The sequence below is a fragment of the Mesorhizobium sp. J428 genome (genome assembly GCF_024699925.1).
Classification (GTDB): Bacteria; Pseudomonadota; Alphaproteobacteria; order Rhizobiales; family Rhizobiaceae; genus Mesorhizobium_A.
Genome location: NZ_JAJOMX010000001.1, coordinates 2,115,523 through 2,136,854, shown reverse-complemented (window position 1 = coordinate 2,136,854; position 21,332 = coordinate 2,115,523). Strand labels below are relative to the sequence as shown.

Genomic DNA, 21,332 nt, shown 5'->3' with positions numbered 1-21,332 from the left:
GGCCATACGCGGCCCCGTCGTGTTGCACGTCTAGCTGCCACGTCCCCGCTGCCGCCGTTACGCTGGCAGTAGACCCACCTCGCGATAGCCTTCGATCAGCGCGTCGAACACGGAGATGTCCGAGCGGCTGCGGGCCATGAGCTGGGCGCCGGCAACGGCCGCGAATATGGCGCGGGCACGACGCTCGCACGCGGCTGCTTGCATGCCGGTCGTCACTGACAGAACCTTTGCCAGCCATGCCACATTGATCTCGGCGAAGTTCGACACCTCCTGCTTCACCGGATCCGGCAGGTCGTCGTGCTCGGCGGACATGAAGCTGCACAGGCAGATTCGGTTGCCGTTTTCCAGGGACCGGCGGAACGTGTTCGGATACTCCGCCAGGGCGCGGACGGGATCCGCCCCGCCGTTCCACAGCTCATCCAGAACGGTCTCCGAATCTTCCCAATAGCGCTTGGCCACGGCCGCGCCGAGATCGGCCTTCGTCCGGAAATGGTAGTGGATGCTCGCGCCCTTGATTCCGACCTCGGCCGCGAGCTCCCGGAAATTTAGACCGCTGTAGCCATGCGCCTGCGCCGCATGCTTTGCGGCTGCCAGAATGGCTTCCCTCATGTTTGAGTCCATCGCCTACCTTTCCCCGATATCTGTCTACCAAGTGACAGATAGACGTTGACGCTCGCTTTGGGAAGCCTTAAGGCATACCTATCAAGTGACAGGTAGGGTTCATCACATGACACATCAAATCACACGTTTCGACGCAACGAAGCTGGCCGAGCTCATCCGCACCCGTGAGATTTCGCCCGTCGAGGTCATGCACGCGCACCTCGATCGCATCGAGGCGATCAACCCCACGATCAATGCGATCGTCACGGTCGCTGAAGACTCGCTCGACGCGGCCAAGGCTGCGGAAGCGGCCGTCATGGCCGGCGAGGAGCTCGGCCCGCTGCACGGGGTCCCCTTCACCGTGAAGGACTCGATCGACACCGCAGGCGTGCTCACGCAGCGCGGCTCGCCGATCTTCCGAGGACGGACACCCCACGAGGATGCCACGAGCGTCGCCCGCATGAAGAAGGCAGGTGGCATTCTCCTAGCGAAAACCAACCTGCCCGAGTTCTCCTACTGGATCGAGAGCGACAATCTCCTGTCCGGCCGCTCAAACAACCCGTGGGACGTGACCCGCACGCCGGGCGGATCGAGCGGCGGCGAGTCGGCCGCGATTGCAGCAGGCATGTCCCCCCTCGGCCTGGGCACCGACCTTGCCATATCTGTGCGCGGCCCAGCCGCGCAGACCGGCATCACCTCTATGAAGGCGACGCATGGCCGCGTGCCCATGACGGGTATCTGGCCACGGGCGCCGCGCCGCTTCTGGCATGTCGGCCCGATGGCGCGTTCGGTGCGCGACATCGCGTTGGCCTTCTCGCAACTCGCCGGGCCGGACGGCCAGGACGCGTTTGCGACCATCGTCGGTCAGTTCGATGCGGGCACCGGACCCAATCCGGACCGCCCGCTCCGCGTCGGCTGGATGGTCGGTCCCGGCTTCGGTCCCGTCGATCCCGAGGTCGCGGCGACCGTCAAGGCCGCGGCGGAGTCCCTGAAGGACCTTGGCATCCATGTCGAGCACGTGGGAATTCCGGCGCTGGAGCGCGACTTCGCCCTCGACGTGTTCAACCGCCTTCATGTCATGGAAATGAAACCCGCTTTCCGTGAGGCGACCAACGGCCACGAAGCTGAGATGTACAAGATGTCGAAGACCATGCTGTCGCTGCCCGACACGTCGATGTCCGATTTCATCGACGCCGAGCAGGCGGCCGAAAGGCTGCGCGACGGCTACGCCGACTACTTTGCCCGCTTCGATGCCCTGATCACTCACGTATTGCCAATCCCGGCGCACAAACACGGTGTCAAGGAGTTCACCATCGACGGCCAGACAGTGGACGCGACCTACCTACAGGGTGCGACCGTGCCCCTCAACGTCACCGGGCTGCCCGGTCTGGCAATGCGGTTTGGAACGAGCCGGGACGGGTTGCCGATTAACGTGCAGGTCGCCGGGGCATGGCAGGCAGAGTCCACGATCCTGCACGTGGCTTCGCTTCTGGAGAGCGTGAGTCCGGTCCGGGGTCTCTTCCCGGACCTTTGAACTCTACAAACAGGCTGCGCCCAGCGATGGTCGCCGCCTGTGCTATCTGCAGAAGAGAGTATAGCGGAAAGGTTAGTCGGTGCGTTCTGAACCCCGTCAACCCATGAAGGGAGGCTTCCGTGCATAGCAGCTCCCGTTGTGCTTCCTGCAAAACCTGATTGACCGCTTTCCACCCAGAAGCCGAAATTTGGCCGAGTTGGCCTGTCGGCGAGCGGCAGCCGTGCCTAAACGGCACAGCCGCGCCGCCGATCCGGCTTTACGGATCGGCGGAAAATTCCAGATAAGGAAAGCCGCGCGGCCGTAGTTCCGTCAGCGCGGCGTCCGTGCTTACGCTGCCTTTTCCAGCAGGGTCTTCGCCTTCGCCTCCAGCTCAAGCCGGCTGTCCTGATGGGCCTTGGTGCGGGCGTGCGCCGTCATGCCCCGCACGAAATCGAAGATGCTTTCCGGCGGGCCACCTTCCTCCTGCAACACGGTCTCGATGATCCGGCCGGTCTCGGCCTTCGAGAAACCGCGCTTGCGCAGGAAGGTTTCGCGGTCGTCGTCCGTGCGGGCGACGATCTTCTCCCGCGCCGCCTGATGCCGGCCACGAAGGGCGCGGGCGAGGAATTGGCGAAGCTGGTCAGCGCCGGGGCTGCTTCATGGGCGAAACGCTGCGCCGCGAACTTGCTGTGCCGGATGCTGATTTCCTCGAAACCTTCCACGCCCCAAAGGTTGCGGTTCATGCAAACAGCGTGCAGGTAGAAGCTCGCAATTCCGAGGGTCTTCGATCCGACTTCACTATTCCAGCAGTAGAAGCCGCGAAAATAGAGGTCGGGCTCTCCGTTCGGCAGGCGTCCGGCCTCGATGGGGTGCGTATCGTCCACCAGAAACAGGAACACGTCGCGGTCGCTGGCATAAAGCGTGGTCGTGTCCTTCGTGATGTCCACGAAAGGATTGTGTATCATGGTCGCCCCCAGCACGCCGGGCACCTTCCACATGGTATCGCCGACGCCATTGCCGGCGATCTTCATGACGGCGGCGACAAGCTTATGGTCCCAAATGCGGCCGTAATCCGGTCCCGTGACGGCGCGAAGCTCGATGCGGCCATCCTCGGTTTCCAGCGTCTTCACAAGCTCGGCGCGACGCGACAGCAGGCCGTGCTGCAGGTTGATGCCTGCCAGCAGCGCGGGAAGCTGCCGCATGTAGCTGGTAGGTGCGCCGACAAGGCTGCAAAGCCGCCCGAAGCTCCAATGCGTCGGGGGGGGCGGGCTGTTCCTGACCGGGGACGATGAGCGAAAGCCTCTCCGCATTCTCCCGGCTCGCCTCCACGCGCGCGGCGCGGCTCTCCACGGTGCGGGCCTTGGCGCGATCCGCGCGCGCCTTCACGGCATCGTAAGGCTCGGTGAGCGACAGATAACGCTCGTCATCCGGCCGCGAGAACCATTCCGACGAAACACGGCCGATATTCTCGCCGCGCGAGATGTCCAAGCGGAATCCCCTGCTGACCGGCTGGCTGTTCTGGCTGGTGCTGATGCTGTTCATGGTCGTTGCTCCTTTTCCCGTTAATGCCGGAGGCATGTCCCCGACATGCCTCCCCGGGGGCGTGAGCGCGCGGGGATGGGAGGGGACAAATGCCGGCGAGCATGACCGGGCTGCGCGGCGAGCGGTTCGGATCGGAAATCTGAGGGTGGGTCTGGCTATGTCCCGACCTGAGAAGCGGGCGGCCCTGCCATTGCGCAGGCGGCGTTTGAGGGGAGAAAGGGGTAAGACCCCTTGGTTTCCCCTCGGGATCGGCAAGGCTTCAGCCGCAGCCGATCAGGACAATGCGAGCGCAGCTCGCCGCGTTCTCATGCTGCTAGCGTGTGCATTGCGCTGACGTTGATCGGGAACTCGGAGGTGTCCCGACATGCACTTTTCAGGAAATGTGATCCTCACGTTCGTCCGTCCGATTCCATTCACGCTCAGACGGGCCGATCGCCCTTGGTCACCTTGAGCGTGCGGTTGTCGACGCCGGGCAGCATCTTTGCAGGGTCGCGGGCGACGACGACGTCGATGACTGATGGTTTCGAGCGTTCCTTGTTGGCGGCGCGGATGGCGGGCGCGAGTTGTTCCGGATCGGTGACGCGGATGCCGTGGCAGCCAAAATCCTTCGCGATCTCGGCATAGTTCATCTCGATCAGGTCCGACGACTGGTAGCCACCATACATGGCGTGCTGAAGTGCCTTGATGTAGCCGGAGGCGGCATTGTTGACGATCATCAGCGTGAACGGTGTGCCGGCGCGGCGCGCGGTCTCCAGTTCGCCGATCGTCATGTTGAAGCCGCCATCGCCGGTGATGGCGACGACCGGCTGGCCGGGCACGGCAAGCTGTGCCCCCATCGCGCCGGGCAGTCCGTAGCCGATCGAGGCGAAGCCCCGATCGGCCACGAACCTGCGACCCGCCGTCTTGGTGTCGTAGAGCAGGCCGCCCCAGTGTGCGGCGAAGCCGCCGTCGGCGACCAGTACGGATTCGGGCGGCATCTCGTTGTTCAGTTCGTTGAGCATGCGGCCCATGTTGATCGGCACCTCATCGGAGAGCAGCCGGTCCGCCGCGCCCTCGCGCCACTTTGTCATGCGGGCAGGGACTTCGGCAGCATAGTCCACGCGGACGGCGCGCGCCTTGGCGGCCTCGCCCTGAAGGGCGACCGACAGATCCTCAAGCGCCAACCGTGCGTCTCCGACGAGCGCGTGGTCGGTGCGGGTCGTGCGGCCGATCTCCTCGGGCATAACCTCGATGTGGATGACCGGCGCGTGACCGTTGAAGAGCTGGAAGCGTCTCGTCGCGATCTCGCCGAGCTTGCAGCCCACGACGATCAGGCAGTCCGACGCCTCGATCAGTTCGTTGGCGATACGCGAATAACGCCCGAACAGGCCGGCAGAGAGCGGATGGGTGCAGGCGATGGCGCCCTTGCCGGAGAGCGTATGGGCGACCGGGATCGCATGGGCTTCGGCGAAGACCAGCAGCGCATCGTAGGCCTGCGAGATGTGGATGCCGCCGCCGACAAGCAGGAGCGGGCGCTTCGCCTTCGCGATCACGGTAGCGGCGCGCTCGATGTCGCGTGCGTCCGGCCTCGACCTGTAGGCGGGAAATCGCGTCGTAGCCGGGTCGATCCACAAATCTGCGAGCGGATAGTCGAAGCTCTCGTGCGCGACGTCCTCGGGCACGTCGACGACCACCGGGCCAGGCCTGCCGGAGGTGGCGACCGCAAAGGCACGGCGGACCGCCTCCGGCACCCGGGAGGACCGCTCGACGCGGATCACGTCCTTGACCACAGGCCGCAATATATCGAGCTGGCGGGTCTCCTGTGTCATGTTCTTCCAGGAATGGTCGCGGTGGGTGTCGCCGACGAAGACCACCTGGGCGATGCCGGCGTTGAAGCTCTCAACCAGCGCCGTCACCAGATTGGTGACGCCGGGGCCGAGCGTGGCGTCGCAGACGCCCGGCCTGCCTGAAATCCGTGCCCACGCATCGGCCGCGAAAGCCCCGCAGCGCTCGTCGTTTATCAGATGATGCTTCAGCCCCTTCCGGCGAACTGCGTCGTAGAACGGCAGCAATTGGAACCCGCCCATACCGAACATCGGTCCAACGCACGCCTGCTCCAGAATCTCGACGATCGCCTCGCCGCCGGTGAGGGAAATCGTGCTGTTTGAGGCTTCGCTTTTCATGATGGTCGCGGTCATTTGAATTCCTGCGTTGCGATGGAGGGGGACGTCACGCCGTCGAACCGGCTCGTGCCAGCCGCGCGTGCAGATCCTTGATCCAGTCTCCGGGCTGGATGCCAAGTTCTCCTGCAAGGGCGTTGCAGACCGACACGATGCCCGTCTCGTAGGTGGACGCTGCCTCACCGATCCTTGCGCTGGCGGCCGAAACGCAAAGGCCGGCTATTCCGAGCCGTTCCAGTGCGGGCAGACGTCGCGTGCCCGCATCGTCCTTGCCGATCCCGGCATCGTTGAAGATCACGAGCCGGACCGCGGCCTTGATCGCGCGCGTCGCGGAGTTTCCGGGTAGCCCGCCGTGCGAACCCGTGACCACGAATTTGCCCTCGTCCTGCGGGCCGATAGACGAAGCAGAATCGAGAAGCACGGCCGTGGAAGCGGAGTCGCCGGCCTCCACTGCGCGCAGCGCGCGCGTGAAGATAGCCGTCGGCATCGGCGGCGCGTTGCAGAACCGCCGGTCCCCCCTTGTCGCTCCTGCAGAATGCGCATGGCTGACCGAACCGTCGTTCCCGCCTGGATGCCGATCGCGCTGGCGCTTGGATTGGCGCATGAAAGGACACCGTGCCTCAACATGTCGTCCGGGTCGCCGATACGCGCCGACAGGTGACCCACGGCAGCGGCGGGTACTCCACGAGTATCGAGGATTTCGAGGGCGGCGATGCCGGCCTTGTCGAGCCCGATGCCGGCGTCGTGGCAGATGAGTCCGGAGAGCCCGAAATCCGCGGCAAACAGGCCCGTGATACGCCCGCCATGGGAGCCGGCGAGCACCGGCTGTCCCGAATGTTCCGGTCGAAGGTCGGTGATCGAGCCGAGCAGGTTCACTCGGCTCCGACAACCTACGACAACGCCGCGTTCATTGCGCGTCATGGCCGGATGCCGGCTCGCCGCCTTCTCACCTGCATCAAGCCGACGGCGCCGAGGAGCAGCATGCCGGCCGCGTAGACCCAAAGATTGCTGGGTCTCTCGGTGGGCACGAGGACCGCGGCCAGCTCGAAGCCGGGCTCGATGCGCAGCCTGGCCGCATAGCTGCCGAAGGCGACGTTGGAGACGACGAGGCGTTCGCCTCTCTCCGAGAACTGGAGCCCGGAAAAGGCTAGCCGTTCGCTCGCCGCCGCCTGCGGGCCGAGGCGCAGGCTGGCCAGCCGGGTTATGTCCTGGCCTTCGATGGTCGTGCCGGTGAAGCGGACGACGAGCCTACCGGCCGCCGGCGCCGCCTCCACATGGGTCGCTAGTTCCGTTGCCGGGACTTCGCGATATTTCTCGTAGGCTAAGTCGAAGAAGCCAGCAGGATAGATCAGGGCGAGCGCGACCACGAGCAGCGCCAAAGTCTCCCACAGGCGACTGCGCACCAGCCAGTAGTGCATCGTGGCCGCCGTAAAAGCGAGGCAACCGGCAATGCTCGCAATCGTAACGATCAGGCCGTGCCAGATGCTTTCGATGCCGATGAGCATGATCTCTGGATTGAAGATCATGACGAAGGCAAGGGCGGCCGTGCGCAGGCCGTAGATGGAGGCCTGGACGCCGGTCGCTATCGGCGACTCGCCGGAGATCGCGGCCGCAGCATAGGAGCCGAGCCCGACAGGCGGCGTCGCGTCGGCCATGATGCCGAAATAGAACACGAAGAGATGGACGCCGATGAGGGGGATGGCGAGCCCGGCTTCCGAGCCCAGCTCGACGATGACCGGGGCCATGAGCGTCGCCACGAGCACGTAGTTGGCCGTCGTCGGCACGCCGCATCCGATCACCAATGTTACCAGCGCGGTGAGCAGCAGCACGAAATAGATGTTGCCGCCCGACAGGAGGCCGATCGCATCGGTCATCATGAGGCCGAGACCCGTCAGCGTGATCGTGCCGACGATGAGGCCGGCCGTCGCTGTGGCGAGCGCGACGCCGACCATGTTGCGCGCGCCGAGGACCAGAGCCTCGGCGGTTGCGCGGCAACCGCCGGCGAATGCCGGCGCCAGCCCGTCCTGCCTTCGGATCAGCCGCTTCAGCGGTTCCTGGGAGACCATGATCGCCATGGCGCTAACGGTCGCCCAGAAGGCGGCGAGGCCGGGCGACATCTGCACGATCATCAGGCACCAGACCAGCACGACAACCGGCAGAAGCAGATGCAATCCGGTGCGCGTCACCTCCCAGCCGTTCGGCAGTTCGGTGAGCGGCACGTCGGGGTCTTCGGGCGGCAGGTCCGGATAGCGCGCCGACAGGGCGACGCCACCGACATAGAGCGCGAGAACCAGCGCCCCCAGCACAGCCGGCGCATAGCTGCCCGAGACGAACGCGACCGCGTCGAGTGCATAGTAGATGGCTCCGACCACGACGATCGTCGCGCTCGTCCCGAACGCATAGCGCAGCAGCGTCCCGCGTATGGAGCGGCCGCCGGCCCTGCGCAGCGGCTCGATGCCGGTCTTCAGCGCCTCGATGTGGGCGATGAAGTAGAACGCGATGTAGGAGATGACGGCAGGCAGGAAGGCGTGGCGAACGACTTCGGCATAGGGGATGCCGACATATTCGACCATGATGAAGGCGGCCGCGCCCATGACCGGGGGCATGATCTGCCCGTTGATCGACGCCGAGGTCTCGATGGCGCCCGCCTTCACACCCGAGACGCCGGTCTTCTTCATCAGCGGAATGGTGAAGATGCCGCTCGCCACCACGTTCGCCAGCGAGGAGCCGGAAATCAGGCCGTTCAGTCCCGAAGAAACGACTGCGACCTTTGCCGGCCCCCCGCGCAGATGCCCGAGAAACGCCAGCGAAAGCTGCATGATGTAGTTGCCTGCGCCGGCCTGGTTGAAGACGGTTCCGAACAGCACATAGACGAAGACGAAGGTCGCGGAGGCGCCGAGCGGCACGCCGAAAATTCCCTGCGAACTCAGCCATTGGTGTTCGATGATGCGGGTGAGCGACGCGCCGCGATGCTGGATAACCTCCGGCATGAAAGGCCCGAGCCAGCAATAGGCGAGGAAGACGACCGCGACGAGCACCAGGAACGGCCCCATCGACCGGCGCGTCGCCTCGAGCACCAGCAGGATGCCGACGGCACCGATCCCCAGGTCCGCGAATGAGGGAAGGCCCGCCCGCATCGCCTGTGCCTGGAAAAAGTAGAGGCCGAACAGACAGGTTCCCGCGCCGACCAGGCCGAGCAGCCAGTCAATCGCCGGAACGCGCTCGCTGTAGCGCGACCATGCCGGCGAGATGGCGAAGGCCAGGAAGAGCGCGAAGGCGAGGTGGATCAGGCGCGCCTGGGCGTCGTTGAACATCCCGAAGCCCACGACGAACGGCAGCGGCGACGCATACCAGAGCTGGAACAGCGACCAGACCAGCGCCACCGCCGCCACCACCCGGCCTGCCGCTCCCGCATGGGCGCGCTGCCCGAACTCGGCGCGGATCGCATAGTCCTCGATGTCGCTCTGCGTGGCTTTCATGATGACGGTCAACGCGGACTCCTGCGGTGGGCGAGGGATGGTCTGCGATCACCGCGGGGACGCCAAGACGGCATTCCCGCGGAGGAACCTACTGGAGCAGGCCCTTTTCGCGGAAGTAGCGCTCGGCGCCGGGATGCAGCGGTGCCGTCAGCGCCGTCGTCGCCATTGCCGTGGGGTCGAGATTGGCCAGAGCGGGATGGAGCTGCTTGAAGTCGTCGAGGGACTCGAAGATCGACTTGACGATCTCATAGGCGTCGTCGTCGGCGATGTCGGCCCGGGTGACGACGGTCGCCCGCGCGGTGAAGGTGGGCACGTCCACATCGACGCCGGGGTAGACGCCGGCCGGGATGATCTCCGCCGCGTAAGCCTTGTTCTGCGCCAGGAAGCTGTCCATCCACTCGCCTTCCAGCGGCACGAGGGAGATGGCGCAGGTGGCGGCGGCTTCCTGGGTGGAGCCGTTGGGCACGCCGGCTGCCCAGAAGGCGACGTCGATCCTATTGTCGCACAGCGCGGAGGCCTGCTCAGCCGAGGCAAGCTCCGAAGTCAGCGCAAAGTCGGCATTGGTTATGCCGACATGCGCCATGACCAGTTCCATCATGACCCTGTGACCGGAGCCGGCATTGCCGATGTTGACGCGCTTGCCCTTCAGCGCCTCGAAACCGCTGATGCCCGCATCCGTGCGCGCCATTAGCTGAACGGGCTCGCCATGCAGCGAGAACAGCGCCCGCATCTCGGGAAACGGCGTCTCGAACACGTTCGTGCCTTCATAGGCGTAGGCCTGGAAGTCGGACTGGATGATCGCCAGTTCGAGGTCGCCGCGCTTGAGCGCGTTGGCGTTGAACACCGATCCGCCGGTCGATTCGACCGAGCAGCGCAGTCCGTGCTCGGCGCGGCGGGCGTTGACCAGCCGGCACACCGCGCCGCCGGCCGGATAATAGACGCCGGTGACGCCTCCGGTGCCGATGGTGACGAAGCGGTCGGCCGCCGGAGCTGCGGTCGACATGAGGGCGAGCGCACCAGCGCCCAGGCAGGCATGAAGCAGTCTCATTGCAGTACCTCCGTTGCGATTTCGTCTGGTTCTTCGACCGGCACGCCCCATTCGGGTGAGCCCAGTATCTCGGCGTAGGCGCGCGAGAGCGCCGCGTAGACCGGGCCAGGCCGGCCAGCGCCGATCGTCCTGCCGTCGACCCTGGTGATGGGGATCAACCCACCCGCAGTGCTCGTCAGGAACACTTCCTCGGCGGTGTAGGCCCTGTAGAGGCCGATATCCTGCTCCGACGTCTCGATGCCGCGTGATCGCGCGAGGTCGAGCACGCTCGCTCGCGTGATGCCCTCGAGGATGTCGCGGTTCGGCGTCAGCAGCCGCCCGCCCTCGACGACGAAGACGTTATATCCCGGCGCCTCGCAGATGTTGCCCTGCAAGTCGAGCATCAGCGCCTCGTCGCACTGCGCCGCCTTGGCCTCCATCTTGGCCAGGATCAGGTTCAAGTAGTTGAGATTCTTGACGCCGGGATCGAGGCATTGCGCCGGCGTGCGGCGGATCGCGACGGTTTTCAGGCTGATGCCCTTGTCGGCGTTCGCGGTGAAGCGTTCGATGTAGGGGCGGACAACGATGATCAGGTTCGGGTGGCAGCCCGCCGGGTCCATCAGCGGCGTGTCGTTGGAGCCGCGGGTGACGATCCACTTCACGTAGGCGTCCCGGAGTCCGTTGAGGACGACCGCCCGCAGTGTCAGCGCCTTGAGGTCGTCGCCGGAAAACTCGACGTCCAGCCCCACAGCCTTCATCGAGCGAAACAGCCGTGCGACATGGTCGTCCAGCCGGAACAGCGAGCCCTTCCACGCCACGACCGTGTCGAACACGCCGTCGCCGTATAAAAGGCCATGGTCGAATACCGAGACACGCGCTTCGGCCTCGGGCACGAAGCCGCCGTCGATGTAGCATATGCGGTCGCTTGCGGTGCGACGCGATGCCGGGGATGCGAGGAAGTTTGCCGTGTTCATGAAGCTGTCGAGTTCCAATTTTCTTGATTGATGTTATATTTTTCGGAACACGTCAATCCACCCTGCGCCGGATTCGGGCCGGGAATCTTGAGAGGGGGAAAGTTTTAAGATAGCTGAACGGATCAGGCCGCTCTCAGAAGGGCAAAAAAATGGAACTGAAGACGACAGAAGGCGGAGATGCGCCGCGCAGCACCGAGCGGCTGATGATCATCATGGAGACGTTGTCGCGCGCATCGGCGCACGGGCTTCGCCTGACCGACATCGTCGAGGCAACAGAACTGGGCAAGACGACGGCCCACCGCCTGCTGAACGGATTGGCGGACCAGGGCCTGGTGGATTTCGACGAGGAAACCGGCCGCTACTTCATCGGCATCCGCCTGCTGAGCTGGGCCTCGGCCGCGCGCAATCGGTTCGGCATCGCCAAGCTCGCCGAGCCGGCGTTGACGCGGCTGGCCCGCAAGACGCAGGATACGGTCTATCTCGTCGGGAAGATCGGCGACCATGCCGTATGCCTCGATTCACGCGAAGGCACGTTTCCCATCAAGGTGCTGACGCTCAATGTCGGCGACCAGCGCCCGCTTGGCGTCGGCGCGGGCAGCATGGCGATCATGGCGGCCATGAGCGACCCCGAAATCGAGCGCGTGATGGCGCAGCAGCAGGCGGAGCGGTTGCGCTACGCATTCAGCGACGACAGGCTGCGCGACATGGTCGCCTTCACCCGCCAGCATGGATATGCATTTAGCGACACGCACATCTACAAGGACATGGCGGAAATGACTGGCATGGCGGCAGTCGCCGTGGCGCTGCGCAGATCCGACGGCCAGCCGGCCGGAGCCATTCACGTTACGGCGGTGACGCCTCGCCTCACGGGTACGCGACGCGAGAATGTCGTCTCCATGGTCGTCGAGGAACGCCAAAGACTGGAGGATGAAATCCGGCCAATGCTCGACGCCGGCATTGGGACGACGCGGGTACATCTGGCGTGAGATACTCTCTCGACTCCTGAATACTCCTCCGACGCTTTTTCTGGATCTTGGACCGCTTGGGTTTCACGCTTCTCGCCTGGAGCAGCGGTCTTTCGCATGCGGGAAATCGACCTCGGCCGGAAGATGACAATCTCCGCCGTGATCTGCACTCCTAGCATCGTCCTGAGAATGTGATCCGACACGCGGTCAGCCATCTCGATGAGCGGCCGGTCAAACCGTTTTATAATGTAACCGCCGGTAACACCGCCCGCGTCATCTTTGGATTCGCCGGCACAATGGGAGAGCCGCCACATGTCGCGGGAACGCGGCACGGTTTTTTCCACGGGCAGGTGTTGGTGGTCACCGCGTGGTCCACGCCAAAGACGACAAAACCGCCTCTCGGCGGTTTCGTTGTAATCGCTTGATTTCCCTAGAGGAACTGGAGCGGGCGAAGGGATTCGAACCCTCGACCCCAACCTTGGCAAGGTTGTGCTCTACCCCTGAGCTACACCCGCTCGCACGGCCCAAAGGCCGAAAGCCGCGCCTATATGGCCGAAGCGCGGGGGGAATGCAACAGGGAAATCATGTATTGTGCAATGCAGTTGCCGATCGAACGGAAAGCTGCGGGGCGGGTTTGAGTTGTCGCGCAAGACGCCGCATCTTGCCCCGCAAGCGTGGCAGGTTGCGGGTTGGCAGCGGCACGGTTTGGGCCTAGAGCAGGCACGCACACGAGCATCGACGCCATGCCCAAGACACCAGACGAATTGTTCGCTTTCCTTTCCGCTCTCGGGATCGGGGTGACGACCAGACAGCACCCGCCGCTCTATACCGTCGCCGAATCGCAGGCGTTGCGCGGCGAGATCAGCGGGCGTCACACCAAGAACCTGTTCCTCAAGGACAAGAAGGACAATTTCTTCCTCGTCACTGTGGGAGAGGACACGCAGGTTGACCTGAAGTCGATCCATCAGCTGATCGGAGCGGCGAGCCGGGTGTCTTTCGGCAACCCCGAAAAGCTGATGGACTATCTCGGCGTCGTGCCCGGCGCGGTGACGGCCTTCGGCGTCATCAACGACGAGGGCGGTCAGGTGAAGGCGATTCTCGACGAGGAGCTCATGTCGCATGACATCGTCAACGGCCATCCGCTCGTCAACACCGCGACGACATCCATCGCACCGGGCGACCTCGTGCGTTTCATGCGCGCGACCGGCCACGACCCCGCCATCTTGAAAGTCGGACAGTGATCGCCACATGTGGCGCGTCGCCGGGCCTGACGACAATTCAGGTCATCCGCCGCGCCGTCTCTAAGGGAGCCACCGAATGAGCACCGACAACAATCCGTTCGCTCCGGCCGGCGCGCAGTATTCGGCCAATGTCAGCTTCGGCGCGTCGCCGGACGAACCGAAGGGCGATCTGGTCAAGGACACCACGACTCAACGCTTTTCGGCGGACGTGATCCAGGAATCGCGCAACCAGGTGGTGCTGGTTGATTTCTGGGCGCCGTGGTGCGGACCGTGCAAGCAGTTGACACCGGTGCTCGAAAAGGCCGTCAAGGCGGCCGGCGGGCGCGTCAAGCTGGTCAAGATGAACATTGACGACCATCCTGCCGTCGCAGGGCAGCTCGGCATCCAGTCGATCCCCGCCGTCATCGCCTTCAAGGATGGCCAGCCGGTGGACGGGTTCATGGGTGCGCTGCCGGAAAGCAAGGTCAACGAGTTCATCGACCGGGTGGCGGGGCCGGGCGGGGCCGGAGCGCAGATCGAGGCGGCGCTCGCAGCGGCCACCGAGGCGCTTGCGGCCGGCGACGGCCAGACGGCTGCCGATATCTACCAGGAGATCCTTCAGGTGGCGCCGGACACGCTGGCGGCCATTGCTGGCCTGGCGGGGCTGCTGATCGACGCAGGCCAGATCGATGCCGCGCGATCGGTGCTCGAGACGGCGCCCGAGAACAAGCGGTCGGATGCATCGATCGCAGGCGTTACCGCGCGCATCGCGCTTGCCGAGCAGGCTGAAAAACTCGGCGATGCGGGCGACCTGCTGCGACGGCTGGAGGCCAATCCCAAGGATCACCAGGCGCGTTTCGACCTTGCCATGCTGCACAATGCGCGCGGCGAGCGGACCGAAGCGGCGGACTGCCTGCTGGAGATCATGAAGGCCGACCGGACGTGGAACGAGGACGGCGCGCGCAAGCAACTCCTCCAGTTCTTCGAGGCCTGGGGCATGACCGACGAGGCGACGCTGGCCGCCCGCCGCAAGCTTTCGTCGCTGTTGTTTTCCTGAGCGGCCTTCCTGTCGGCGCTCTTGCGGAACAGGCGGAGCGCCCCACATAGTCCTGATCCGCTCATTCTCGGCGAAGGTATCGGTGTGCAGGCCGGCAACGCATTCTATCGCAGGCAAGAGGATCTGCCGCAGGAAGCGGCGGTGTTTCCGCTGACGGCGGCGCTTCTGCTCCCCGGCGGGCGGATGCCGCTGAACATTTTCGAGCCGCGCTATCTTGAGATGGTCGACGCCGCGCTGGCCTCGACGCGGCTGATCGGCATGATCCAGCCGCGACTCGATGGGGCGCTGCGCGAGGACGGTGAGCCGGAACTGTGCGAAACCGGGTGCCTGGGCCGCATCACCTCCTTCGCTGAGACGGGTGATGGCCGCTATCTCGTCTCGCTGCAAGGAATCTGCCGCTTCCGCGTGACCGAGGAACTCCCGGTCAGGACTCCCTACCGCCGCTGCCGGCTGATGCCGTTTTTGGCCGATCTGGACGAAGACAAGGGTGCGGAGCGTGTGGACCGGGCCGCGCTGCTCAAGTGCTTCCGCAGCTATCTCGAAGCGAACGGGTTGGAAGCCGACTGGGACAACATCAGCCGTGCGGAAAATGCCACGCTGGTGAACGCGCTGTCGATGATGTCGCCCTATGGCGCCGCCGAGAAGCAGGCGCTTCTCGAGGCACCGGACCTCAAGACGCGGGCCGAGACGCTGATCGCCATCACCGAGATGTCGCTCGCGCGCGAGCGTGACGATTTCTCTTCCAGTCTGCAGTGACGGACATGCCTGAAAGCGCTGCCGAAACGGTCATCGATCCGAAACTGCTCGAACTCATCTGCTGCCCGCTGACCAAGGGCATGCTCTCCTACGACGCCGAGAGGAAGGAGCTGGTCTCGCTTTCGGCGAAGGTCGCCTATCCGGTGCGCGAGGGAATTCCGATTATGCTGCCCTCCGAAGCGCGGCAGCTCGGCGAGGACGAGATTGCGGCACGCAGGAAGCAGCGGGACTGACGATCACTGGAAGTTGCGGCCTTTGGGCATGATCTTGCCGGTTTCAGCGGCGAGTTTTTCAAACTCTTGCCCAAGCTCGGGATGCGCTCGGATCAGCCGGCCGATGGCGGAGCGCGGCGACATGCGGTCGCGCTGTTCCACCACGGGGCGGCGGACCTCGTCCGCGTGGGCGAGGCTGTCGATGCCGTCCGCCTCCTCTGACAGGTCGGAGAGCCACGGCGTCAGATTCTCGATACTTTCGGCCACGACATGGATGACGGCGGTGGAGGATTTGGGACTCTTTGTCGACTGGACGCGCCCGGTTACGCTGACGAAGCGCGCCCCGAGCACGATGGCGCGGTAGGTTTCGAATGTCTTCGGCCAGACGATGACATTGGCGACGCCGCATTCGTCCTCGATGGTCATGAAGATGACGCCCTTGGCTGAACCGGGGCGCTGGCGAACCAGAACCAGGCCGGCGACGCTAACGCGCCGGCCGTTGGCGGCCGTCTCCAGCGCGGCGGAGCGGGCGATGCCCGCGGTCGCGAGGCGCTCGCGCAGAAGCGATACCGGATGCGCCTTCAGCGAGAGGGTAAGTGAGCGATAGTCGTGAATGACATGTTCGCCGAGCGGCATGGCTGGCAGTCTCGTCTCGGGCTCGAGATCGGGCAATCTGATCCGAAACTGATCGAACAGAGGCAGCCGCTCTGCCGCTCCCTTGCGGTCGAGCGCCTTGACCGCCCACAGCGCCTCGCGGCGGTCGAGGCCGAGGGAACGGAAAGCGTCCGCCTGGGCGAGCTTCTCCATCGCGTCGGCGCGCAGGCCGCTGCGCAGCCAGAGGTCGCGCACTGAATCGTAGCCTGCGCCCCGGCAGGCCATAAGCTGCTCCATGTCCTTCTTCGCCAGGCCTTTGACCTGCCGCAGCCCAAGGCGGACGGCATGGCGCGCGCGGATGACGCCCGCCATGGAGGCGTGGCGCGGCGCAATCCGCGAGGGATCGAACGGTGTCTCCTCCAGCGTGCAGTCCCAGTCCGAACAGTTGACGTCGACGGGCCTGATCTCGACGCCGTGTTCGCGCGCGTCGCGGACCAGCTGCGATGGCGCGTAGAATCCCATCGGCTGGGAATTCAGAATCGCAGTCGAGAACACGTCGGGATAATAGGCCTTGAACCAGCAGGAGGCGTAGACCAGCAGGGCAAAGGAGGCGGCGTGGCTTTCGGGGAAGCCGTATTCGCCGAAGCCTTCGATCTGCTTGAAGCAGCGTTCGGCGAAATCGCGCGGATAGCCCTTGCCGACCATGCCCTCGATCATCTCGTCGCGCAGTTTGCCGATCGTGCCGACGCGCCGGAATGTCGCCATGGCGCGACGCAGCTTGTCGGCCTTGTCAGGGGAGAAACCCCCGGCGACGATGGCGATCTTCATCGCCTGTTCCTGGAACAGCGGCACGCCGAGTGTCCGCTTCAGGATCGCCTCGAGCTCCGGCTTGATGTAGTCCGGTATCTCCTTGCCTTCGCGACGCCTCAGATAGGGATGCACCATATCGCCCTGGATCGGTCCCGGGCGGACAATCGCCACCTCGATGACGAGATCGTAGAACTCGCGCGGCTGCAGCCGTGGCAACATGGTCATCTGCGCACGGCTTTCGATCTGGAAGACGCCCAGCGTGTCGGCGCGACAGATCATATCGTAGACCGCCTGTTCACCTTCCGTGATCGTCGCCAGGTCTTTTTCTCGGCGTTCGGGATAATGCTTTTTGAGCAGCTCGAAACAGCGGCGCAGGCAGGACAGCATACCGAGCGCGAGGATGTCGACCTTGAAGAGACCGACGGAATCGAGATCGTCCTTGTCCCATTCGATCATCTTCCGTTCCGGCATCGCCGTCTTCATGATCGGAACGATCTCGTCGAGCCGGTCCTTGGTGATGACGAAGCCGCCGACATGCTGGGAGAGGTGACGCGGAAAACCCATCAACGCGTTGGCATTGTCGAAGAGGTGCTTCGTCAGCGTATCACTCATGTCGAGGCCGGCATCTCGCGCCTCGGTCGCGCCGAGTCCTTCGGAGGTCCAGCGCCATGTCGAGGAAGACAGGGCGGTGATCGTGTCTTCCGACAGGCCGAGTGCCTTTGCCGTCTCGCGCATCGCCGAGCGTGAGCGGTAGGTGACGACCGCGGCGGCCAGCGAGGTATGTTTCTCGTTGTATTTTCTATAGACGTATTCGATCACCTCGTTGCGGCGGCTATGCTCGAAATCGACGTCGATGTCCGGCGGTTCGCCGCGCTCCTTTGACATGAAGCGCTCGAACAGGGTCTCCATCCGGTCGGGGCCGATGTCGGTGATGCCAAGGCAGTAGCAGATCAGCGAATTCGCGGCAGAGCCTCGACCCTGGCATAGAATGTCCATGCCTCTCGCCGTTCGGACTATATCGTGCACGGTCAGGAAGTAGCCGGCATATTTCATTTCCTCGACGAGCTGCAGTTCCTTCTCTAGCGTTTGTCTGATCTTGTCCTTGACCCCATTGGGAAACCGCCATGCCGCGCCTTCCCAGGTCAGGCGTTCAAGTTCCTGCTGAGGTGTCGCCCCATCGCGTGTCGGTTCATCGGGATAATTGTATTTGAGTTCGGTAAGAGAGAATTTCAGCTCCTGCTCGAAGCGCATCGTCTCGGCGATCGCATGCTGGTAGCCGCGGAAGAGACGGGCCATGTCCATCGGTGATTTCAGATGGCGCTCGGCATTGGCCTCCAGTTCAAACCCTGCCTCCGCCACGGTCCTTTTCAGCCGGGTGGCGCTCAACACATCCTGCAGATGGCGTCGGCCGGGTTCATGATAGAGCACGTCGTTGGTGGCCATCAGAGACAGGCCGGTCGTCCTCGCCATTGCGTCCGCCTGGGCGAGGCGCCAGGCATCGTTGCCGCCGAAACGCGGCACGGCGGCCAGTCGTAGCGCCGGACCAAACCTGTCTTTCAATCTGCGGAGGAGCAGAAGCTCTGCCTCGACATCGACGAGCGGCGGCAGCACCGCCAGCGACATGCCGTCGCCCCATTCGAGCAGGTCGGCGAGATAGACCAAGGAATTCCCCTTCTCGCTCTCCTCCCTGAGATTGGCCTGAGACAGCAGCCGGCAGAGACGACCCCAGCCGGCACGATCGCGTGGATAGGCGAGCACGTCCGGCGTGCCGTCGGCGAAGACCAGGCGGGCACCGGGGTGGTAAGGAATGCCCGTTTGCCTGGCCTGCTGCCAGGCGCGGACCACGCCTGCCACAGTGTTGCGGTCGGCGAGCCCGATCGCGGCGTGGCCAAGGAGGGCCGCCTGCAGCACCAACTCTTCTCCGGACGAAGCTCCCTGCAGGAAGGAGAAGTTCGACCGAACACCGAACTCGGCATAGGCGGGAGAGACGGGAGCGTTCATGCGAAGAGACCCTGCATGTGCCATTGCGGCGCTTCGCCGGCTGCCTGCGGAACCTCGCGATATATCCAGTAGCGCCGTCCGTCCTGGTCTTCGATGCGATAGTAGTCGCGGGTTCCGGCCGCCGCATCGCGCCACCATTCCGCAGAGATGCGCTCGGGTCCTTCCTTGCCGTGCAGGGAATGATCGATCCGTCGCCAGCGGAAATCGAGACTGGCGCCGTCGATGATCTCGATCGGGTCGGAGCGCCGCAGGAGCCGGAGCGGCCGCTCCGCCATGCCGGCGGGAATCGCCTTTGCCAGCGGCGCGTCGGCGACGCTCGTTGCCCGTTCGGGAATGTGGCTCTGCCGCAGATCGGGTTCGGCCAGTGCCGCGCTGCCGAGACGAGCGCGCACCCGGTCGGCGAAGAAGGCAGCATCTTCCTCGTGCGCTGCCGTGTCCCCGGACAGGTTCTGTTGCCGGTCTTCGAGGGGTGCGGTGGATACCACTGCGAGGCGCGCAAGATCGAAGCCGCCCCGCGTCGAGACGGTTTTCCAAAGCCGAAAGCCGTTCATGGAACAGCTTGGCGATGCGCCATGATTCCCGCAGCGGGACGGCGGAACCGGTGGCTATGCGGCTTACCGCGCCGTCGACGCGGAACAGGATCAGTTCCAGCCGTTCGGCGCCTTCGCCGCGCTCTTCCAGATGCGGCTTCAACGCCTGGGACAGGAGCAGGACGAGCCTCTCTATGTCCTCCATGCGGTCTACCGGTTCGGCAAGCCGACGCTCGACCGACAGGGGCGGCACCGGCAATCGCGGCGAAATCGCCTCGTCGACGGAACCGAGCGCCTGATCGAGCCGCAGGACGACCTGCGGTCCGAACCGGCGGACGATGGGCGCGCGGGGGGCCTCCATCACCATCGCAACGGTCCGCAGGCCGACGCTCTTCAGACCGGCGATCGTCCCTGCATCGAGCCGCAGCGCCGTGAGCGGCAGGGGCGCGAGAAGCTCCGCCTCCGTTCCCGGCGCGATCACGACGGGGCTGCGGAAGCGCGCGGCCGCCCAGGCGGCGCCAGGCGTCGAGGCAAGTCCTGCCTGCGCCTCGAAGCCCTGGTGGCGGAAGCGTGCGAGCAGATCATTCATCAATGCCCGTTCGCCGCCGAACAGATGTGCGCAGCCGGTGATGTCGAGGAAGAGACCGTCGTCGCCGTCGATCGAGACCAGCGGCGTATAGCGATCGCACCAGTCGGCTAGGCTTTCGAGCAACTGGCGGTCGGCTTCCGGGTCTTCCTCGACGATCTCGATCGAGGGATGCATTGCGCGCGCATCGGCGATTCCCATGCCCTGGCGCAGGCCGAGACGGGCCGCCTCCTCGTCAAGCGCGCCGACGCGCTGGGTATTGTTCTGCCGCGTGCTGAAGAGGAGCGGCCCCCTTTTTGCTCCGTCGAAACGCCACGCTCTCCCGAACCTCTGACGGAAGACCCTGTCCGGCGACAGGAGGGGCAGCCAGATGGCAAGTATCCTTTGCGGCAAGCTCATGGTCCGGCTCCTCGAAGATGCGCCGGCCGGCATTCCATTGCAGCAGGAAGGTGGCTTGCGGCGACAGGCGGTTCTTGTCGATGAAGATCTGGAAGGCGGGCGGGCCGATCGAGCCGCGCAGGGGGCCTGCCAGGGTCAGGCGCGGCGCGGCCGGCGCGGGCGAGGCGACCAGGCGGAGCGGTGCGGCGGTAGGCTGCGCCTGGGCGCCATGGCGGAGGAGGAAGAGCGGGCGGCCTGCCGCCAGGGCGCGCCGGTGCAGCCGCCGTGTCGCCGTCAGGTCGAGCGCGGACGGGTTGCCGCGCATCTCCAGGAGCACGGCGCCGATGGCTTCGAGGTTCGCGGCTTCCTCGGCAATCCACAGCGCGTCGGCGGCCTTCGCCGCCTCAGCCACCAGAAGCTGCCCGGCACCGATGCCGCAAAAGGCGGAGATGCCCGGCAGATAGGGCTCGCCCGCCTCATGCATCATTTCGGAGGTCGCGATCCAGACGAGGGGCCGGCGCCCGGCCGCGCGTGCGGCAAATGCCAGCGCGAGCCCCGACACCGCGCCGGCATCGCGCGTGAGGCGCCCGTGTATCTCCACCAGGCCGGCGGCGGGAATGCCGCCGCCGAGAGCCGCATCGAAACGGGGCGTGCCGGTCGGCATGCGCGGCAGCAAAGCGGTCCCATTGCGGCGCGCGAGCACCGCAGCGTTATCGTCGGACGGGGTCTCCAGCGTTTCCGCCAGACGGCCCTCGATCCTTGCGATTTCCCGGCGCAGGGCGCAAACGGCCTCATGCGCCGCGGCGCCCTTGGCCATGGCACTGTTCCCGATCAAATGTTCCTATTCTGTTCCTATAGATTCCGAAGCCTGCCGGAAGAGTCAAGCAGACTCGCAAAGAATTTATTCCTGCCGTCTTTCGGACGGAAAC

Annotated in this window: 15 protein-coding genes, 1 tRNA gene and 2 pseudogenes; 6 read left to right on the top strand and 12 right to left on the bottom strand. The window is 64.9% G+C overall.

Features of this window, described 5'->3' with window-relative positions; translation table 11 throughout:
• Nucleotides 1-57: 57 nt before the first annotated feature.
• Nucleotides 58-621, bottom strand: coding sequence for a TetR/AcrR family transcriptional regulator (locus LRS09_RS10750; RefSeq protein ID WP_257806314.1), 564 nt, complete (start codon nt 619-621; stop codon nt 58-60).
• 106 nt (nt 622-727) lie between these two features.
• Here LRS09_RS10750 and LRS09_RS10745 point away from each other — a divergent pair, with 106 nt between their 5' ends.
• Complete coding sequence (locus LRS09_RS10745; RefSeq protein WP_257806312.1) at nt 728-2,134, top strand: amidase; 1,407 nt, start codon at nt 728-730, stop codon at nt 2,132-2,134.
• Between the two features lie 327 nt (nt 2,135-2,461).
• Here the strand turns inward: LRS09_RS10745 and LRS09_RS10740 are convergent.
• The 6 genes and pseudogenes from LRS09_RS10740 to ilvE form a co-directional block, all read right to left on the bottom strand.
• Nucleotides 2,462-3,655 (bottom strand): annotated as a pseudogene (locus tag LRS09_RS10740) (DUF932 domain-containing protein).
• A gap of 419 nt (nt 3,656-4,074) precedes the next feature.
• Complete coding sequence (locus LRS09_RS10735; RefSeq protein WP_257806309.1) at nt 4,075-5,832, bottom strand: thiamine pyrophosphate-binding protein; 1,758 nt, start codon at nt 5,830-5,832, stop codon at nt 4,075-4,077.
• Between the two features lie 31 nt (nt 5,833-5,863).
• The gene (locus LRS09_RS10730) at nt 5,864-6,301 is read right to left on the bottom strand and encodes a hypothetical protein (RefSeq protein WP_257806307.1); all 438 of its coding nucleotides are present in this window, start codon (nt 6,299-6,301) and stop codon (nt 5,864-5,866) included.
• A 430-nt stretch (nt 6,302-6,731) separates the two neighbouring features.
• On the bottom strand, nt 6,732-9,293 hold the full coding sequence (locus LRS09_RS10725) for a TRAP transporter permease (protein ID WP_374684905.1): 2,562 nt from the start codon (nt 9,291-9,293) through the stop codon (nt 6,732-6,734).
• An 88-nt stretch (nt 9,294-9,381) separates the two neighbouring features.
• Entirely contained in the window at nt 9,382-10,341 is a 960-nt protein-coding gene (locus LRS09_RS10720) for a TAXI family TRAP transporter solute-binding subunit (protein WP_257806302.1), read from the bottom strand.
• Complete coding sequence (ilvE, locus tag LRS09_RS10715) at nt 10,338-11,294, bottom strand: branched-chain-amino-acid transaminase (RefSeq protein ID WP_257806300.1); 957 nt, start codon at nt 11,292-11,294, stop codon at nt 10,338-10,340. The genes LRS09_RS10720 and ilvE overlap by 4 nt, the downstream gene beginning before the upstream one ends.
• A 149-nt stretch (nt 11,295-11,443) precedes the next feature.
• Here ilvE and LRS09_RS10710 point away from each other — a divergent pair, with 149 nt between their 5' ends.
• Nucleotides 11,444-12,280: an IclR family transcriptional regulator gene (locus LRS09_RS10710; protein WP_257806290.1), complete on the top strand. Its 837-nt coding sequence runs from the start codon at nt 11,444-11,446 to the stop codon at nt 12,278-12,280.
• 419 nt (nt 12,281-12,699) lie between these two features.
• Here the strand turns inward: LRS09_RS10710 and LRS09_RS10705 are convergent.
• Nucleotides 12,700-12,774, bottom strand: a tRNA-Gly gene (locus tag LRS09_RS10705).
• 228 nt (nt 12,775-13,002) lie between these two features.
• Between LRS09_RS10705 and LRS09_RS10700 the strand changes: the two genes are divergently transcribed.
• From LRS09_RS10700 to LRS09_RS10685, 4 genes are all read left to right on the top strand, one after another.
• On the top strand, nt 13,003-13,500 hold the full coding sequence (locus LRS09_RS10700; RefSeq protein ID WP_257806288.1) for a prolyl-tRNA synthetase associated domain-containing protein: 498 nt from the start codon (nt 13,003-13,005) through the stop codon (nt 13,498-13,500).
• A 76-nt stretch (nt 13,501-13,576) separates the two neighbouring features.
• Complete coding sequence (gene trxA, locus LRS09_RS10695) at nt 13,577-14,536, top strand: thioredoxin (RefSeq protein ID WP_257806284.1); 960 nt, start codon at nt 13,577-13,579, stop codon at nt 14,534-14,536.
• A gap of 84 nt (nt 14,537-14,620) precedes the next feature.
• On the top strand, nt 14,621-15,292 hold the full coding sequence (locus tag LRS09_RS10690) for an LON peptidase substrate-binding domain-containing protein (protein ID WP_257806281.1): 672 nt from the start codon (nt 14,621-14,623) through the stop codon (nt 15,290-15,292).
• A 5-nt stretch (nt 15,293-15,297) separates the two neighbouring features.
• Complete coding sequence (locus LRS09_RS10685; RefSeq protein WP_257806278.1) at nt 15,298-15,525, top strand: Trm112 family protein; 228 nt, start codon at nt 15,298-15,300, stop codon at nt 15,523-15,525.
• 3 nt (nt 15,526-15,528) lie between these two features.
• Here LRS09_RS10685 and LRS09_RS10680 read toward each other — a convergent pair whose 3' ends face one another.
• From LRS09_RS10680 to LRS09_RS30000, 4 genes and pseudogenes are all read right to left on the bottom strand, one after another.
• Complete coding sequence (locus tag LRS09_RS10680) at nt 15,529-18,909, bottom strand: error-prone DNA polymerase (protein ID WP_257806277.1); 3,381 nt, start codon at nt 18,907-18,909, stop codon at nt 15,529-15,531.
• Complete coding sequence (locus LRS09_RS30010; protein ID WP_308240374.1) at nt 18,906-19,460, bottom strand: hypothetical protein; 555 nt, start codon at nt 19,458-19,460, stop codon at nt 18,906-18,908. The genes LRS09_RS10680 and LRS09_RS30010 overlap by 4 nt, the downstream gene beginning before the upstream one ends.
• Before the next feature lie 538 nt (nt 19,461-19,998).
• A pseudogene (locus LRS09_RS30005) lies at nt 19,999-20,238 on the bottom strand (DNA polymerase Y family protein); the annotation flags it as partial.
• 22 nt (nt 20,239-20,260) lie between these two features.
• A complete protein-coding gene (locus tag LRS09_RS30000; protein ID WP_308240293.1) occupies nt 20,261-21,220 on the bottom strand; it encodes a hypothetical protein in 960 nt (319 codons plus the stop codon).
• Nucleotides 21,221-21,332 lie beyond the last annotated feature (112 nt).

What these genes read in the sequence shown, in the direction of transcription:
- ilvE (WP_257806300.1), bottom strand. Translation starts at nt 11,294, where the DNA reads ATGAACACGGCAAACTTCCTCGCATCCCCGGCATCGCGTCGCACCGCA.
- LRS09_RS10710 (WP_257806290.1), top strand. Translation starts at nt 11,444, where the DNA reads ATGGAACTGAAGACGACAGAAGGCGGAGATGCGCCGCGCAGCACCGAG.
- LRS09_RS10745 (WP_257806312.1), top strand. Translation starts at nt 728, where the DNA reads ATGACACATCAAATCACACGTTTCGACGCAACGAAGCTGGCCGAGCTC.
- LRS09_RS10680 (WP_257806277.1), bottom strand. Translation starts at nt 18,909, where the DNA reads ATGAACGCTCCCGTCTCTCCCGCCTATGCCGAGTTCGGTGTTCGGTCG.
- LRS09_RS10720 (WP_257806302.1), bottom strand. Translation starts at nt 10,341, where the DNA reads ATGAGACTGCTTCATGCCTGCCTGGGCGCTGGTGCGCTCGCCCTCATG.
- LRS09_RS10700 (WP_257806288.1), top strand. Translation starts at nt 13,003, where the DNA reads ATGCCCAAGACACCAGACGAATTGTTCGCTTTCCTTTCCGCTCTCGGG.
- LRS09_RS10730 (WP_257806307.1), bottom strand. Translation starts at nt 6,301, where the DNA reads ATGCCGACGGCTATCTTCACGCGCGCGCTGCGCGCAGTGGAGGCCGGC.
- LRS09_RS30010 (WP_308240374.1), bottom strand. Translation starts at nt 19,460, where the DNA reads ATGAACGGCTTTCGGCTTTGGAAAACCGTCTCGACGCGGGGCGGCTTC.
- LRS09_RS10735 (WP_257806309.1), bottom strand. Translation starts at nt 5,832, where the DNA reads ATGACCGCGACCATCATGAAAAGCGAAGCCTCAAACAGCACGATTTCC.
- LRS09_RS10750 (WP_257806314.1), bottom strand. Translation starts at nt 621, where the DNA reads ATGGACTCAAACATGAGGGAAGCCATTCTGGCAGCCGCAAAGCATGCG.
- LRS09_RS30000 (WP_308240293.1), bottom strand. Translation starts at nt 21,220, where the DNA reads ATGGCCAAGGGCGCCGCGGCGCATGAGGCCGTTTGCGCCCTGCGCCGG.
- LRS09_RS10725 (WP_374684905.1), bottom strand. Translation starts at nt 9,293, where the DNA reads ATGAAAGCCACGCAGAGCGACATCGAGGACTATGCGATCCGCGCCGAG.
- trxA (WP_257806284.1), top strand. Translation starts at nt 13,577, where the DNA reads ATGAGCACCGACAACAATCCGTTCGCTCCGGCCGGCGCGCAGTATTCG.
- LRS09_RS10685 (WP_257806278.1), top strand. Translation starts at nt 15,298, where the DNA reads ATGCCTGAAAGCGCTGCCGAAACGGTCATCGATCCGAAACTGCTCGAA.